The 15,660-nt window shown below is 55.6% G+C and carries 12 protein-coding genes; 6 read left to right on the forward strand and 6 right to left on the reverse strand.

Annotated elements, in window-relative coordinates; all coding sequences use genetic code 11:
• Positions 1 to 79: 79 nt before the first annotated feature.
• From FOM92_RS11825 to FOM92_RS11840, 4 genes are read right to left on the reverse strand one after another with little or no spacing between them, the layout of a single operon-like run.
• A complete protein-coding gene (locus FOM92_RS11825) occupies positions 80 to 496 on the reverse strand; it encodes a hypothetical protein (RefSeq protein ID WP_211347400.1) in 417 nt (138 codons plus the stop codon).
• A complete protein-coding gene (locus tag FOM92_RS11830; RefSeq protein ID WP_143777067.1) occupies positions 493 to 1,302 on the reverse strand; it encodes a CPBP family intramembrane glutamic endopeptidase in 810 nt (269 codons plus the stop codon). Before FOM92_RS11830 ends, FOM92_RS11825 begins: the two co-directional genes overlap by 4 nt.
• A 19-nt stretch (positions 1,303 to 1,321) precedes the next feature.
• Positions 1,322 to 1,993 (reverse strand): hypothetical protein, encoded by a 672-nt coding sequence (locus FOM92_RS11835; RefSeq protein ID WP_143777068.1) that lies wholly within the window; start codon positions 1,991 to 1,993, stop codon positions 1,322 to 1,324.
• A 45-nt stretch (positions 1,994 to 2,038) separates the two neighbouring features.
• Positions 2,039 to 2,719 (reverse strand): hypothetical protein, encoded by a 681-nt coding sequence (locus FOM92_RS11840; protein WP_143777069.1) that lies wholly within the window; start codon positions 2,717 to 2,719, stop codon positions 2,039 to 2,041.
• Between the two features lie 255 nt (positions 2,720 to 2,974).
• On the opposite strand from FOM92_RS11840, the gene FOM92_RS11845 reads away from it, so the two are divergent.
• A complete protein-coding gene (locus FOM92_RS11845; RefSeq protein WP_143777070.1) occupies positions 2,975 to 4,123 on the forward strand; it encodes an AraC family transcriptional regulator in 1,149 nt (382 codons plus the stop codon).
• Positions 4,120 to 5,469, forward strand: coding sequence for a POT-type proton-dependent oligopeptide transporter (locus FOM92_RS11850; RefSeq protein ID WP_170226874.1), 1,350 nt, complete (start codon positions 4,120 to 4,122; stop codon positions 5,467 to 5,469). Before FOM92_RS11845 ends, FOM92_RS11850 begins: the two co-directional genes overlap by 4 nt.
• A gap of 25 nt (positions 5,470 to 5,494) precedes the next feature.
• Here FOM92_RS11850 and FOM92_RS11855 read toward each other — a convergent pair whose 3' ends face one another.
• Together FOM92_RS11855 and FOM92_RS11860 are read right to left on the reverse strand one after the other, a co-directional pair.
• Complete coding sequence (locus tag FOM92_RS11855) at positions 5,495 to 6,088, reverse strand: lysozyme inhibitor LprI family protein (protein WP_143777072.1); 594 nt, start codon at positions 6,086 to 6,088, stop codon at positions 5,495 to 5,497.
• A gap of 89 nt (positions 6,089 to 6,177) precedes the next feature.
• On the reverse strand, positions 6,178 to 6,474 hold the full coding sequence (locus FOM92_RS11860; RefSeq protein ID WP_143777073.1) for a hypothetical protein: 297 nt from the start codon (positions 6,472 to 6,474) through the stop codon (positions 6,178 to 6,180).
• Positions 6,475 to 6,655: 181 nt separating this feature from the next.
• Here FOM92_RS11860 and FOM92_RS11865 point away from each other — a divergent pair, with 181 nt between their 5' ends.
• From FOM92_RS11865 to FOM92_RS11880, 4 genes are all read left to right on the forward strand, one after another.
• Positions 6,656 to 7,963, forward strand: coding sequence for an MFS transporter (locus FOM92_RS11865; protein WP_246087276.1), 1,308 nt, complete (start codon positions 6,656 to 6,658; stop codon positions 7,961 to 7,963).
• Positions 7,964 to 8,050: 87 nt separating this feature from the next.
• Complete coding sequence (locus FOM92_RS11870) at positions 8,051 to 9,694, forward strand: sensor histidine kinase (RefSeq protein ID WP_143777074.1); 1,644 nt, start codon at positions 8,051 to 8,053, stop codon at positions 9,692 to 9,694.
• Positions 9,691 to 10,329 carry a response regulator gene (locus FOM92_RS11875; protein WP_143777075.1) on the forward strand — a complete coding sequence of 213 codons (639 nt, stop codon included), beginning with the start codon at positions 9,691 to 9,693 and terminating at the stop codon, positions 10,327 to 10,329. Before FOM92_RS11870 ends, FOM92_RS11875 begins: the two co-directional genes overlap by 4 nt.
• Positions 10,330 to 10,767: 438 nt before the next feature.
• Complete coding sequence (locus FOM92_RS11880) at positions 10,768 to 15,468, forward strand: beta strand repeat-containing protein (protein WP_143777076.1); 4,701 nt, start codon at positions 10,768 to 10,770, stop codon at positions 15,466 to 15,468.
• Positions 15,469 to 15,660: the final 192 nt, after the last annotated feature.

The following is a 15,660-nucleotide window of genomic DNA, read 5'->3' on the forward strand; positions in this document are numbered from 1 at the left end:
GGATGCGCCTCCGGCCAGTGCACAACAATTTACAAATGATGACAGCGAATGGACATTTGCTGCCAAAATGTCCCTATTTTCAGGTCGCGCTGACGGTCAGGGTGTAATTGGCCGTTTCATTCCGCCGTGCGGCATTGCGCATCAGATAGACATCTATGGTGTAATTACCCGAAGACGGCACCACGCCCGAATAGCTGTTCCCCTCGGTCGAGCCAATGAACAGCGCCTGCTGTGCTCCGGGAGCCGTGATGTTGAAATAGGACGAGCCATTGCTGGTCACCATTTTGACCTTGAGCGTCTGTCCGGCCTTTATGTTGATCGTGTACAGGCGCCCCTGGTCGCCGCGGATGCTGCCCTTTATGACCTTGGAACTTGCGCCTTTGGCAAATTGTATCGCCACGGGTTTCGCCGCAGCTTGCGCCTGGAGTGTCGCGGGCGCGAGATAGGCACCGCACAAAAGCGCGACGGCGAGTATCGGTTTTACCTTCATCATCATTCTCCTTTTCGGGGGGCAAAGAAAGCGGGGGAAGGGGCGTGATCATCCTGCCAGCCGGCGCGAACGGTAGCGTTCCGGATCAGGTAAAAGCCGTACAGCGCCATCGGGCCGACGATTATCAGGGCGCCCAACAACTGTTCCAGAGGTGCAGCGGCAGGTTCGGTCGAAGCAGGGCCGGATAGAAGCAGGAATACAGACAAGTCCCAAAGCCAGTGCACTATCATCACGGGCAAAAGGGCATGGGTGCGAATGCGGAGCGCAAGGAAAGCCGATCCGCTGAGCATCGCATTAAACGCCTGCACGCCCGCCGAGGCGAATTGGCCGGTCAAAAGCGCGTTCAGAACATGGACGATGCCAAACAGAAATGTCACCAGAAAGAACGCGCCCCAGAAAGGAAGCGCTTTGCGTGCCGCACCCCACAAGACACCACGGAAGGCCAGTTCTTCACTGAACCCCACAATCATGGTGTTGATCGTCACCGTCAGCAGCACAGCCGCGGGAATAGGCGGATGCAAAAAGATCGCGGCTGCAAAAAAGCCGGCGATGATGAGCATCGGGAACCAGATCAAACGCCATGACGACGCCGGCCGCACCGCATTGAAGCCGACATCTGTCCATTTCATCACCCCTATAATGACGAGCAGCAAAGCGGCTGCCGCAGGTGGTCCCCATACAATCTGTCGCGAGACAAGCTGGCCGAGCGAGGTGCCTTCGGCGACCTGCAACAGGGCAAGGCCCATTGTCACCGCAAGCCACAGCACCACTGCCAATATCGAAATCACCAGCCTGTTGGATGATGTGGTCATAGCTCCCCTCCCGATACCATCACTTAATCACAGGCCAAAACAGGATGGCGGCCGCAATAAGCAGCAGCACTGTCGTCATGAAAAATATCATGATGGCGATGGCCCAGCTTCGAAACGGACCAACGTGCAATTTCGACCGGAACCATTGGGCCTGCTGCCGCAAATACCAGCTGAAGGCGAGCAAGGTCAGAATATTGGCGAAGACATGGCTGTTCGGGACATCGAATTGCCGGATGGATTGCGATATGCCGAAACACATGGCGAGGGGCGCGGTCACAAAACACTGGGCGTAAAAGGGTGCCCGCAAGGTTTCACGATCAAGCGGAATTTTCAGGCCATATAAAAGCCGCAGCGCCATCATCAGCGGAAAGACACTGAAAACCAGAACGCGGAAAGCAAGAAGATTTTCTGTGCTGTTCAGAAAGGATGGTAAGGGGACCTCGCCGCTTTTCCCTAAGGTTGCGACCTCAATTGCGTGGCTGATCGCCAGGCACATCATTAGGAAAAGCGGCGGGCTTAAGGTGTCATTATATTGTTCGGACTGGACGTCTCCCAATTCCGTGTCGGCATAATCCATCATCCGTTGCGGGTAACGAAAGGTCAGCCATAATGTCTTCGGATAGAAAACCAGCATGACCATGACTTCGTAAAGCAACTCCTCAAGCGATTTGAGGAGTTTCATAAAGTCCATATATTGTCCCTTTCATGCAGCAGATGTTCCGGAAATATTCCGGGATCAGTCCCCCTGAACAAACACATCGGGAATTTCGTATCTCTCCTTTCCTAAAGTCGCGATTGTCGTGTCTCCTTCCCGCGAAGCGGATGCCTTCATGGCGGCAGTGCCATCGGCCTCGGCCGTGGAGAAGCTGAGGAAGCTGCCATCCTTGTTGAATAAGATGGTGCGTGTGCTTTTATCGGGCAGTGTCACATCGATATAGGCGCCCGTGTCTGCATTGCGGACCACTCCTGCGTCACACATGCCCGCCGCAGCACCTTTATAACCCGCGCACCTGATCTGCGCGGTCGCATTATATTTGGTGCCGGCAACTTTGGCATCACCCGCGCCGTCGCCATCGCCGGGCGCAGCGGCTGCGGAGGCGGGTACCGACACCAGCGTTACCCCATCAACCGTACCGACAACCTTGCCGCCGAGTTTTGCCGCGTCTTCTTCGGACAGGCATCCGGCGAGTGTCGCGCTATCGTCCAGATAGTCGACCGTCTCCGCGCTTTCGCCAATTTTGCGGCAGGCGTCGCCGGGATTTGGAAAGCCGTCGCCGACGAGGACAAGATTTTCCGGCCATTTGGATGACGCGGCCTCTGTTGTGGCGGCGTCTTGTGCGTCACCTGCCTTGTCGCAGGCCGCAAGAGCAAATGCCGAAGCCAAAGCCAAGAGTCCGATGCCTGGGTTCATTTTCATGCGCATATCCTCCAACCTGTTGAGCGACCCGCTTCTCTTTTGAAAGCTTGTGCCAAAATTGCCCGAATGTAACGGATTAGGATATGGACAAATGCTGCCAACATTTGGACATTCAATGCCAAAATCCGCAGCAGCGCCCTGCAGGTGCAAATGTAAAACACTTGTAGATTTAGTCTTTTGCGCTACACTTTACTAAAATCGGGCGCATTCAGTGGTTGGAACTTTCACATCTCGCGAGCAATCGCAGGAGAATGCATGGATCGCTATGAGAATAATCATTGCGAAATTGACCTAGGCCGCGTCGAACATGTCGGTGCGGAACATTGTGCCGATGTTGTGCCGGGCGCTTCGGCTCCCGCCCCTTCTGCCCTGAATGATGCCCTCAAACTGATTGAATATCTGGGGCCAGATGCACAGCGCACCATTGCAACCGCCGCTACCGCCCAATTCGGGGACTGGCTCGGCTGGCCTGCCTGGCTTACCCGCGGCACCGCGCTGCCCCCGGGCGAGCCCTTGCCCGGCCGAGTTACCCTGGCGGATGATCTGATCATCATTGCAAATATTGTGGATCAGGGCGAAGCAAACCCTATTATCGCCCGCCTGTTCGGAGAGTTTAAAATACCCGGCGCGCCGATAACGGTTCCGGCACTCTATAATGCCCCGACATTGCAGGATGCGTTGGATTTTTTCCTTCGGGCAGCGGCCTCTGGCACGCCATTTCTGAAGATCGAATTGCACAAGGATCAGGATCGCTTTTCCATCATCGTCGATTCCCGTCTAAGTCCCGGTCCGCTTCGTGATTTCTGTGCGATTGCAATCATGTCGACGGCATATCGCTTCGTCAGCTTTTTCATCACAAGCGACACGGCCGATATCGCTATCGAATTGGAAGCCACCGAAGATTCGGCCATGGTCGCGCCGGTACTCAGGCTGCCAAGCCGGATAGCCTGTGGTGCGCCCCGCTATGCCATTCATGGTTCCACCGCATGGCTGCCCATAAAGAATGTGCGGTCCGACAGCGCCTTCTGGAATTTTGCTCTGGAGAGGATAGCGGCGGCTGAACGGGAAGGGACCCGGTCCGACATTGCCCGCAGAATCCGCACCGCCATTTGCGCGGCCATGGAGATTGACGGGCGCGTGCCCCGCCTGAAACAGATCGCGGCTCTGGAAGGTGTATCCGAACGGACGTTGGAGCGAACCTTGGCGGCGCAAGGCATCAAATTCCACCAGCTTGTCGAAGAAGAACGCAGGATGAAGGCGGCGGAACTCATCGGAAACAGCACGGTGAGCCTGACCGAAATCGCGCGCCTGCTGGGCTTTACGGATATGTCGAGTTTCGGGCGTTCCTACCGGCAGTGGTTCGGCATTACTCCGGGTCAGGCGCGAAGCCGACGAAACGCGTGACGACCGCCATCCCCCTTCGGCGCATTCGATCGCTCCGGACGGGCCAGCCGGACGGGTTTGCAACAATCTGTTTCACCAAATTCTGGGAACGCGTTGCCTATTACGGATTGCAGGCAATATTGATCCTGTACCTGACCGAATATCTGCTGGTGACACGTGCGCCCGGCGAGATCTGGCTTGTTGCGTCCATCAGCACTTTGTTCAACGTCCAGGGGCAGGCATTGGCATCCAGTATCACCGGCGGCTTTCTGACGTTGATATCGATTATCCCGATAGTGGGCGGCATCATTACCGACCGGTTTCTGGGACCGGCGCGCGCCATTTTACTGGGTGGCTCCATCATGGTGATCGGGCATCTGGCTATGGCGTATGAACCCGCGCTGATATTGGCACTGGCCTGCATCGCGCTTGGCATTGGCCTGTTTCGCGGGGCGATCGCAAGCCAGTTGGGATCACTCTACGACAGCGAGTCCCGTCGGGTGGAAGGATTTCAGCTCTATTTTCTCGTGGTGAATATTGCGGGATTGACAGGGCCGTTTCTGGTGGGGACCATCGGGGAAGAAGCGGGATGGCATTGGGGGTTTGCAGCCTCCGCCAGCGCCATGGCGATGGCCCTTGCGATTTATGCCTTTGGATATCTGGACCATGCACGAATTCCGCATGCACAAGTGCGGGCAAATGCACCGTCCGCCTCCGCTCTGCCGACACGCAAATGGCCGTCCAACATATTGCTCATCGCAGGTGTCGGGTTGCTCGCCATTCCCAATTTTCAACTGTTCAACGCTTATCTGCTGTGGGTGAAAAAGGACTTCGCCCTTATGGCCTTCGGTCAGCCGATACCGGTCAGTTGGCTGGTCGGAATGGATGCGGCGCTCAGCCTGTGTGTGCTTGTGGCGTCTGTCCCCGCATGGCGCGCGCTGGAACGCCACATCGGTCCGGTATCCTCGCTGACCCGGGCAAGTTTCGGGGCGCTTTTTGTATGTGCTGGCACATGCATGCTGTTGGCAGCGGCGCTGATGAGCGGCGGGGGCAAACTCACACTCCTATGGTGTGTGGCGTTCCAGTTTCTGAACGCTGCGGGCCTTGCGCAAATCCTGCCAGCGGCCCTCGCCGAACTCGGTAGCAAAGACAATGTGAAGGGTTCGGCCACGTCAATTTCGGGCTATTTCCTCGGCCTATTTTTTGCAGGGTTGGTCAGCACAGTGCTGGCGGCGCGTTTTGAGGTCTTGCCGATTACAACCTTCTGGTCGCTCCACCTCGGTTGCGCCGTTGCCGGTGCGGCCATGCTCCTGCTGGCAAAGAAGACAGCCGACCATTTCGTGCGGGCACAGGGGCAAATGGGTTAGACAGGCATAGCGCGCACGCTGTGCTTCAGCGCTTTGTCTTGCACGAAATGCGGCGGCCATCATGGCTTGTAAAGTCGATACGCGACCCGCGCACCATCGCGGTCCATACCGGTTTCCAGACAGATTGTTCCGACACCGGCGCGGCAATGGCTCTTAGCCGCTGGTCGTTGCGGGTCCGTACAAGCATATAGCCATTGGGCACCCGGTCGATCTCCACCTGGCCCCAAATTGTGCAGCGTGCGCCCCATGTCCGTTCGCGCATCTGCGTTGCACTTTCCAGAAAGGCGAGCCGGTCGCGATAGGACTGCACCAGGCACCCGCGGTGATCGGTTTCAAAGGCGCAGCGGCTGCGTCGTTTGAACCACTGGTCGTCACTTTCGATCAGCGCGCTTCCGTTCGCAGCCGCCGGCATGTTCAAAATAGCGGTAAGCCGCGCGTCCAGCTGGCGCAATTCGGTATCCCCGCACACCAGTTGATCGGAGGCATAGACCGGTCGCGCGCAATCGGCGGTTGGTTGGGTGGCAGGCGGCGGGACCGACATCTGCGCCAGGGCCGGGGCGGACAAAGCCAGAAGCCCGAAAGAAGCCGCCAACACTGCGACACGATGCGCTACGCCCATTTTATATCCAGTGCACATAGATGCTTGTCGGCGGCAATGGTAACCGATGCCCGAATATTGGCAATGTAAAGCTTACAGCTTGGCCGGGATTACTCTCCGGAACCGCATCCCACGCCATTGCCGCAACATCCACCCGAGCAGATATTGCCCGATTCCACGATTGCGCGGGCTGTTCGGTTTCCGTTTCTTTGAATGCGCTTCCATTCGCCTGCGGTTTTGCAGACCTTGCCCTTTTTCACGAGCGATCCGGTTACTTCAACCTTGCGGCACTTGATCACCAGATCAGGATCAGTGGCACCTGTTGTCTGCGTCGCGTCATCCTTGGAAAAAGCAGGTGCAGCGATGAGTGACATGGCGAGTATGACGGTGGCTGCAAAACGACGCATAGCGATTTCCCCCTATCGGCAAGCTGATATGGGATAGCATGGGGCCGCTCCCCTCAAAATCTGCACCCATGTCGTTGGTCGAAAGCCACCCTGTCGGCCATCCAAAGATGCTGTGCCTTTTCGGGTTCCGAAGACGCCAAAGGCTGCTTGTCACCAACTCTGAAATTCGTCAGGTTGCGGCATGGTCGAATTGGGCATCAAAACCGCGCAGGGCGCGTCTCCAGCACCGCGCGCGCCGATGGCACCGCGATCCATGGTCATCGCCGGGCTTTCGACCATAGTGGAATGGTATGATTTCACGCTTTACCTCTATTTCTCGACAGTGTTGGCGCGGGTGTTTTTCGGAACCGGCCCCCAGTCCTTGACGGAAATTCTCGGCGGCTTTGCCATTGCCTATCTGATGCGTCCGGTCGGCGCGCTTGTCTTCGGGCATTTCGGGGACAGATTCGGCCGGCGGCTGACAATGTTGGGGTCGATGGCCCTGATGACCGGCGCGATGCTCGCCACTGCGCTGCTGCCCACTTACGCGCAGATCGGCCCGCTTGCAGGTGTGTTGCTGATCCTGCTGCGTTGCCTGATGTCCTTTTCGGTGGGCGGCGAATATACCGGCGTTGTCGCCTATCTGATGGAAGGTGCCCGCGACCGGCGGCGCGGACTGGTCACCAGTTGCGCATCGGCCGCAAGCGAGATTGGCGCGCTGCTGGCGGCAGGAGTCGCGGCGCTGACGGTATGGGCGATGCCTGAAGAATCGCTGGTGACATGGGGATGGCGCCTGCCGTTTCTGTTCGGCGCCGCGCTTGCCGGCTTGGTACTCATAACACGTGCAACGCTTGAAGAAACGCCGGAATTCCTGCGCCAGCGGGACGAAGGTTCGGTTCCCCAAAATCCCATAAGGCAGACGCTGACCCGCCATCGTGGCGCTATTGCCCGCGGCTTTGCTATCTCCGCTCTGGGGTCGATCACTTATTATGTCGGCATAACCTATGTCCCGGCCTTTCTGGACGCGACGGGGACCATGCCCGAAACACGCGCGCTATCAATCTCGGTCCTTGCGGCGCTGACCGTCATAATTGTGACCCCTTTCATAGGGGCCTTATCGGACCGTTATGGTCGCCGCCCGGTTCTGCTGGCGCTCGCGCTGGGCGGAATTTTTCTGCCTACAGCGATGTTTGCAGTCATGGCCGATGGCGGCATGGCTAGCTGGACTGGCGCCATCATCCTGGCCGCGCTGGGCGGAGCAGTAAGCGCCGTTGGCGCCGTCACGACGGCCGAACAATTTCCGGGCGAAGGGCGGCTGAGCGGGCTCGCGCTAGGTGCGACAACCGCGACCGCCATCTTCGGCGGTCTCACTCCCTTGATCGCGCACCTGCTGGTCACAAACAGCAACTGGCCCGGCGCGCCCGGTGCCATGATCGCGTTGGTCGCCCTGTGCGTGACCTTTGTCTTCTGGCGCATGCCCGAGACGGCCCCGCATAAAATCCGAATGTAAATTGCTTGCGGGGAAAGCAATAAGTTATCTTTTTGGGCTAAGCACAATAAGATTAAAGTAATCGACCGGATTTGATTGGCCCATATAATGACCAGACATCCCAAATGGCTGCAGGTGCGCAATGTGCTTGCATCGTCCAATCCCGAAAAGCTGATCGGCTATGGCCGGCTTCTTACGGTCGTATTTGCGATCATCGCCATGTATCTCGACCCGACCCAGCCGCGACGGTTCCAGTCGGAAGCCCAGTTTATACTCGCGATCTATGCCACCATTTCGGTGGTCACCCTGCTTTTCCCGATCAAGCAGCCGATCGACAGCCCCGTCCATATTCCCTTCCATCTGCTGGACGCGGCCTTTTTGGGTTCGCTCACATTTCTGTCCAACGAACTGACAAGTCCGTTCTTTTCTTTCCTGCCCTTTACCCTGCTGTCCATGACCATCCGATGGGGTTTCATCGGCGCAGTTGCAGGTGCAATCATTATAGAGATCACCTTGCTGATCGTGGGGATTCCGGATGTTCTGGATGGGGAATCCGAACTGAACTACCTCATCATGCGAAGCGCCTATTTCATGGTGGCGGCGATCATGCTGGCGCATTTCGGTGCCCACCGGGAGCGGAACCAGGACCGGCTGATGGCGCTTGCCAACTGGCGCAGCCGGCTTTTGCGGAAAGACCAGGGCGAATGGATCGACAATATATGTTCCCAAGCCGCGGTCGTTTTGGGCAGCAAATGCGTTGTTGTGCTGTGGCGACATCAGGATGATGCGCGGGGCCGGTCGGCGACATGGTGGTCCGGAACAGTCACCCGTACAGAACTTTCATCCATAGAGGAAATAGACCAGATCGAACGCGCGATCGTGGCGGGTTCCGCAGGCGACCAGGGCCGGCGGCTCGATCCAGCCGAAAACCTCGCCATTGCCAGATTGTCCGCACCCCAGATTGAAACCACCCTCACCGCCAGTTCAAATGGCTATCTGAGCAGTTTTTCGTCCATCGAAACACGCGGCATGATCTGGGCGCTTGATCCCGATTGTCGACCGGAAGATGCGAAGCTTTTGCTTGGCATACTTGCGAAGCAAATCGGTTCCGAACTGGAAAGGCTGGATCTGCTGCAGGAACTATCCACCAATATCCGGTCGGAAGAACGGGTGCGGCTGGCGCAGGATCTTCACGACAGCGTGCTGCAGGATATGACCGCGACAAGCATCAAGCTGAAGGCATTGTCGAATGCGGATGCGCTGCACCATCCCCAACTGACAGAAATCCAGAAAATTGTTACAGATTCCCAAAGACGCATACGCCATTTTGTCGAAGAACAGCGCTTCCCCCCGGCGCAGTCCCCGGAATCGCCGGTAAAGTCGATGCTGACATTCATGGACGAGCTGGCCCGGAACTGGAGCATTGGGGCGACATTCAAATGGAATTCCGACAAGCTGGATACGCTTTCGACATATTTGGCGGATATACAGCAACTTGTTTCGGAAGCTGCATCGAACGCCGTCCGTCATGGCAAGGCGACCGAGCTTTCGGTTATGGCTTTGCAAAGGGACGATGTGATCGAACTGGAAATTTCGGACAACGGGATCGGTCTTGCCGATTCATCGGCACCAACGGGATCGCTTTCCATGCACGCGCGTGTCGGGTCGCTGGGCGGCAATATGGTGCTCAACAGTGAAAGGTCTGGTTTATCCATGACGATTACGCTGCCGGTTCAGAGACGCCGACCATGAAATCGACCGTCCTGATTGCCGATGATCACCCCCTTCTTCTGCAGGCTTTAGCGGAGCTGGTCAGGTCGGCTGGCGCTTTCGAAATCGTGGAAGCAAGTCCGGACGGCCTTCAGGCGTTGGAAAAGATTGGCAGCCATCAGCCGGACATTGCGATACTGGATCTCGTAATGCCGAACCTGACGGGGCTGGACGTGTTACGCAACGTCACGGAACGTCAGTGGCCTGTGCGGGTGATCCTGCTGACCGCATCCATATCACCGCAACAAATCGAAGAAGCCATGCGCTGGGGTGTGTGGGGAATCGTGCTGAAAGATGCCGCAACGGAAGATCTGATCGAATGTTTGATCGAGGTGGCAGATGGAAACAAATGGCTGCCGGAAAAGATTGTCAGACAGATAGGTGCAGTGGCGGACGAACAGCCCGCTGCTTCCTTGGCCGCCTGCCTGACGCAACGGGAATTGGAGATCGCGCATCTGGTCGCGCAAGGATTGTCCAACCGGCACATCGCCGAGAAAGTGGCATCGGCCGAAGGCACCGTCAGCATCCACCTGCACAATATATACCGCAAGCTCGACATCAACAGCCGCGCACGGCTGGCGGCTCTGGTCGCGCGCGAAGCGGAAATGGGGTCGTAATCCGGGCGAATCCAAAACAGAGCGGCTTTCTTGGCCGCAAAGTCCACGGAAAAGCTTTGCATAAAAGAATATCTGCAAACGGCTTCGGACATTTTTAAGAAAAACCAAGGCGCTACCAAGACGAAGGCGGAAATCGCGTCCCGTTTCTTCTTGGACAGGAGCCATTTCGTCTTCGACCTATATCCGCGCGGTGCATCGGTATATCGATGCCTGACAGGCGCAGAAATTGCAAATTAACATATATAATTCAGTAACTTGTCCGGTAACTATATAGGTTATTATAGTCCTTAATTTCCCTTCCAGTCCTGGGGGGCTTTAGATAGTCCGGATAGCAGGAAAAGGTCGCAAAACGCCCTTTACCGGACGGCGCACCGGCAGGTTCTGCAGATCTGCCTCGAAAGTCCGGTTTCGACACTGATACATGCTGGAGCAAAGGTTATGCCGACATTCTATAACGCCCTTGGAAGCCAAACCTTGAACGGTTCAAATCAGCAGGACCGTTTCTACGCCTTTACCTATGACGACAATCTGAACAATTTGCGGGCCGACTCCGTTGTGACGGTGTTCAGCTGGACAACGGGGCTGCGCACCTCGGCAACAAATTTCTTCACCATCACCGGCAATAATGTCCAGCTTTCCTCCGACTTTTTCGCGGGCGGCGAAAAGAATGACTTCATTTACGGGTCGAACGCAAATGACGCGATCTTCTTCAACAACGGGGTCATCAGCGGCGGTATCGGCAGTTTCTCGTCGATTGAACAAATTGAAATGGGCGCCGGCGACGACATTGTGGATCTTTCGGCGCGTGGCCCGTCGGGCGTGGACTATACCAAAAATATCATCATCCGCGGTGACGCCGGCAATGATACCATTATCGGCGGTGCCGGGATGGACACCATTTACGGCGATGACGGCAACGACCTGCTGATCGGGTGGCGCGGCGCCGATACGCTTTATGGCGGTTCTGGCGACGACGTCATTTACAGCGACGATTTCGGTTTCAACGGCATTGCCGGAGATGACTTCCTTTACGGGCAGGCGGGCAACGATACCCTCTATGGCGGCGCGCGCACCGACCGGCTGGAAGGCGGCGACGGCAACGATACGCTCTATGGCGGCGCAGGTGGCGACAATCTTCTCGGCGGTTCGGGCGATGATATCCTCTATGGCGATGATGACGGCGTAAATGGCAATGACAAGCTGGATGGCGACGCAGGCAATGACCAGCTGTTCGGCGGCGGCGGCAATGACGAGATGCGCGGCGGAACCGGCGATGACCTCGTCAATGGCGGAACCGGCAATGATTTTGTCGACGGCGATGGCGGCATCGATATTCTCATCGGCGGTGCCGGTGACGATATTCTGAACGGCGGCACGGAATCTGACACGGCTGTCTATTCCGGAAATCTGAGCGATTATTCCATCGTGCAGAATGTCGACGGCAGCTTCACCATCACCGATTTGCGCGGCGGCTCCCCCGATGGCGTCGACACGCTGCGGAACGTCGAGTTTTTCCAGTTTGCCGATATGACCATCCCGGCTGGCGTGCCCAATACGCCTCCTGTGATCACATCTGACGGTGGCGGCATCTCTGCGTCACTCACCATTTTGGAAAATGCGACCTTTGTCACGACAGTGACGGCTTCCGATGCGGACAGCGGCCAAAGCCTGACCTACTCCATTGCTGGCGGCGCCGATGCGGCCCTGTTTACCATCGACCCGGTAACGGGCGTTGTGTCGTTCATCAACGCGCCCGATTTCGAAAATCCTGCCGATGCGGGTGGAAACAATGTCTATAACATCATTGTCCGCGCCACCGATAATGTGGGCGGATTTGACGAACAGGCCATTGCCATTACCGTAACGGATGTTTCGGAAGGTTCATCGCCTGTCATCATCTCCAACGGCGGCGGTGCGACGGCGAGCGTTACTATAGACGAAAATACAACGGCTGTGGCGACCGTGCAGGCAGAAGATGCCGATGGTACAATGCCGACCTATTCCATCGTTGGCGGTGCTGATGCTGCCTTGTTCACCATTGATCCGCAAACAGGTCAGTTGGTGTTCATCAACGCACCCGATTTCGAAAATCCGACAGATGCCGGGCAGAATAATGTTTATGACGTTATCGTGCAGGCAAGCGACGGCATCAATGTGGATCAGCAGCAGATTTCCGTCATGGTGGCGAACACCAACGATAGTAGGCCGGTCATCATATCAGGCGGCGGCGGACCTAACGGCGTTTATTCTGCGGCAGAAAATGAAACCAGCGCTACCGCCTTTGTTGCAACTGATATGGACGGTTCCCCTCTGTCATACACAATTGTCGGCGGGACGGATGCGGCATTCTTTGAAATCGATCCTGTGACAGGCGCACTTACCTTTATTGCCGCGCCAGATTTCGAAGCACCGAGCGATTCTGATGGCGATAACATCTATGAAGTCTTGGTCAACGTAAGCGATGGCTTGAACAGTGATGTGCAGTTAGCTTTTATAAACGTCAGTAATATCAATGACGCAAGCCCAGTCATTATCTCCAATGGCGGCGGCACGACTACCAATGTCAGCGTTAGTGAAAATGATTCTGCCGTTACGACCGTTACAGCAATCGACGCCGACGGGACAAATCCACTTTACTCTATCGTTGGCGGCGCTGATGCGTTGCTATTTGCCATTGATCCGCAAACTGGCTCGCTGGTGTTCTTGACCGCGCCGGACTTTGAAACGCCGGGCGATTTTGACGGCAACAATGTCTATGATGTTATAGTGCAGGCCAGCGACGGTGTGAATATCAGTCAACAGCAGATCGCTGTAAACGTTGGAAACGTGAATGATTCTAGTCCTGTAATTACATCTAATGGCGGCGGTGGTGCCGCATCGGTCAATGTGGCAGAAAACACGGTTGGCATAGCGACTATGACTTCTACCGATGCCGACGGATCGACGCTGGTTTATTCTATTTTGAGTGGAGGCGATGCTGCCTTGTTCACGATCGATCCGCAGAGCGGGGTGATTCAATTCAGGTCTGCACCTGATTTTGAATCGCCTATCGATTTTGACAGAGACAATATCTATAATATCATCGTACAAGTGAGCGACGGGCAGAATGTCGACCAGCAACAGTTAACGATCACAGTTTCTAACACAAACGACAATGCACCGATCATTATTTCGGGCGGTGGTGAAGCAACCGCAACTGTCAGTGCGGCCGAGAATCAACGAGCGGTAATGACGATCGTCGCACAGGATTCGGATCGCGATAGCATAACCTATTCGATTGTTGGGGGTGCAGACGCTTCCCTGTTTACAATCAATTCCCTGACAGGAGCTTTGGAGTTCATAACAGCCCCCGATTTCGAGACGCCCGCAGATGTCGATTTCAATGGCATATATGACGTGACCATCAGAGCATCCGATGGAAGTTTGTTCGACGATCAGGCGATCTCGGTCGCAGTTGCCAACGTACCCGATAACCCACCCACGATAACTTCGAATGGCGGCGGTGCGACGGCGGCTGTGAGCATTTCGGAAAACAGCGCTACGGTAACAACCGTCACCGCATTTGACCAAGACCTCACAAATCCGACTTATTCCATCGCAGGGGGAGCTGACGCGGCGCTGTTTTTTATTGATCCACAAACTGGATTGTTGAGATTCATCAATAATCCGGACTTTGAAACACCGCTCGATGCGGATGCCAACGGCATCTATGAAGTCATTGTTCGGGCTTCTGACGGTGTCTATTTCGACGACCAAAGACTGTCAGTCACTGTAAATGACGTTACCAACGAGGCAGGCCGCACCATAACAGGATCCTCCGGCAACAATACAATTACACCAACGGCAGCTAATGTGGCACTCCAGACGACTGCATTGAATGATACTATCTTCGCACTTGCTGGAAATGACATCATCGATGGCGGCGCAGGGGCCGACTATATGGACGGCGGCACAGGCGATGATATTTATTATGTCGATCAATACTCTGATGATGGTAACAATTTGAACGACGATCAAGTTATAGAAGGTCCGGGAGGGGGCATTGATCTCGTCTATAGCACTGTTAGTTACAGATTGGCATCCAATAGTGAGGTCGAAAACCTTACTTTACTTGGTTCCAGTTCTATCAATGGAACAGGAAATTACTCTAACAATGTGATCACAGGCAATAGCGGTGCGAATATCCTGTCGGGAGATTTTGGAGATGATGTGCTGATCGGTGGCGCAGGTGATGACACGCTTTATGGGGGTTTAGGACAAGATCGTCTCGACGGAGGAAGCGGGGCAGATATCATGATTGGCGGAGACGGCAGCGATGTATACGTATTCGACACTTTTTCTGACGATGGAAATTCAGCAAATGATGATCAAATAATCGAGTTAGCTAATGGTGGTTTGGAAGATACAGTTATCTCATCTTTCGACTTCGTATTAGGTGTGGAACTTGAACACCTCACTTTAGCTGGCTCGGCGGTTTCTGGGACTGGCAACAGTAAAGCCAATATCCTAAATGGAAATGGATTAGGTAATACGCTGTTGGGCCTTGATGGTAACGACACAATAAACGGCAACGCGGGCGACGATGTGCTTCGTGGAGGCGGTGGAAACGACAACATCAATGGCGGCACCGAAAATGACACGCTTTTTGGAGATGCGGGAACCGACACTTTGCTAGGCGGTGCCGGAAATGATATTATTGCAGGCGGTTCCGGCTCCGACACTCTGAACGGGCAATCTGGCCTGGATATCCTGGTGGGTGGCACAGGCCGGGATTCCATGAATGGCGGCACGGAAGCGGACATATTCAAGTTCGCGTTTGGCGATACGACTACGGTTTCTACCACAATAGATGTTATCACCGACTTCACCACCGGGTCCGACAAGATCGACCTTGATTTTGTCAACGGAGGCATCTCGGCGGCGGCTTATTCGGAAGGGTTGATTGCCACCAACAGCTTCACCGATGCACTGGCAAGTGCGCAGGCGATGCTTTCGGGCGGCAAGTCGGTAGCCTTTGTCGCAGGATCGACCGACGGCTGGCTGTTCTGGGACACCAATGGCGACGGCGTGATTGACCAGTCGATCCTGCTGAAGGGCGTGGGATCGCTGGGCGGTTTTGATTTTACCGACATCATCTAATCCGACACCGGTCGTCCCCGGCAAATGGCGGGAGGCGACCGGTCGTTGCCGCTTACAGCATATTAAGGGAATTATCGCGCATTTCGCGAGATGTGCCAAAACCGGTCAGCGGCAACATTTGGTAAATCGCCGGTTGATGGTTCTCCCTTATCCGCATATCACGATACAAAGTCGCCAATAAAACGCGCAATA

Source organism: Sphingorhabdus contaminans (genome assembly GCF_007280415.1).
GTDB lineage: Bacteria > Pseudomonadota > Alphaproteobacteria > Sphingomonadales > Sphingomonadaceae > Sphingorhabdus_B > Sphingorhabdus_B contaminans.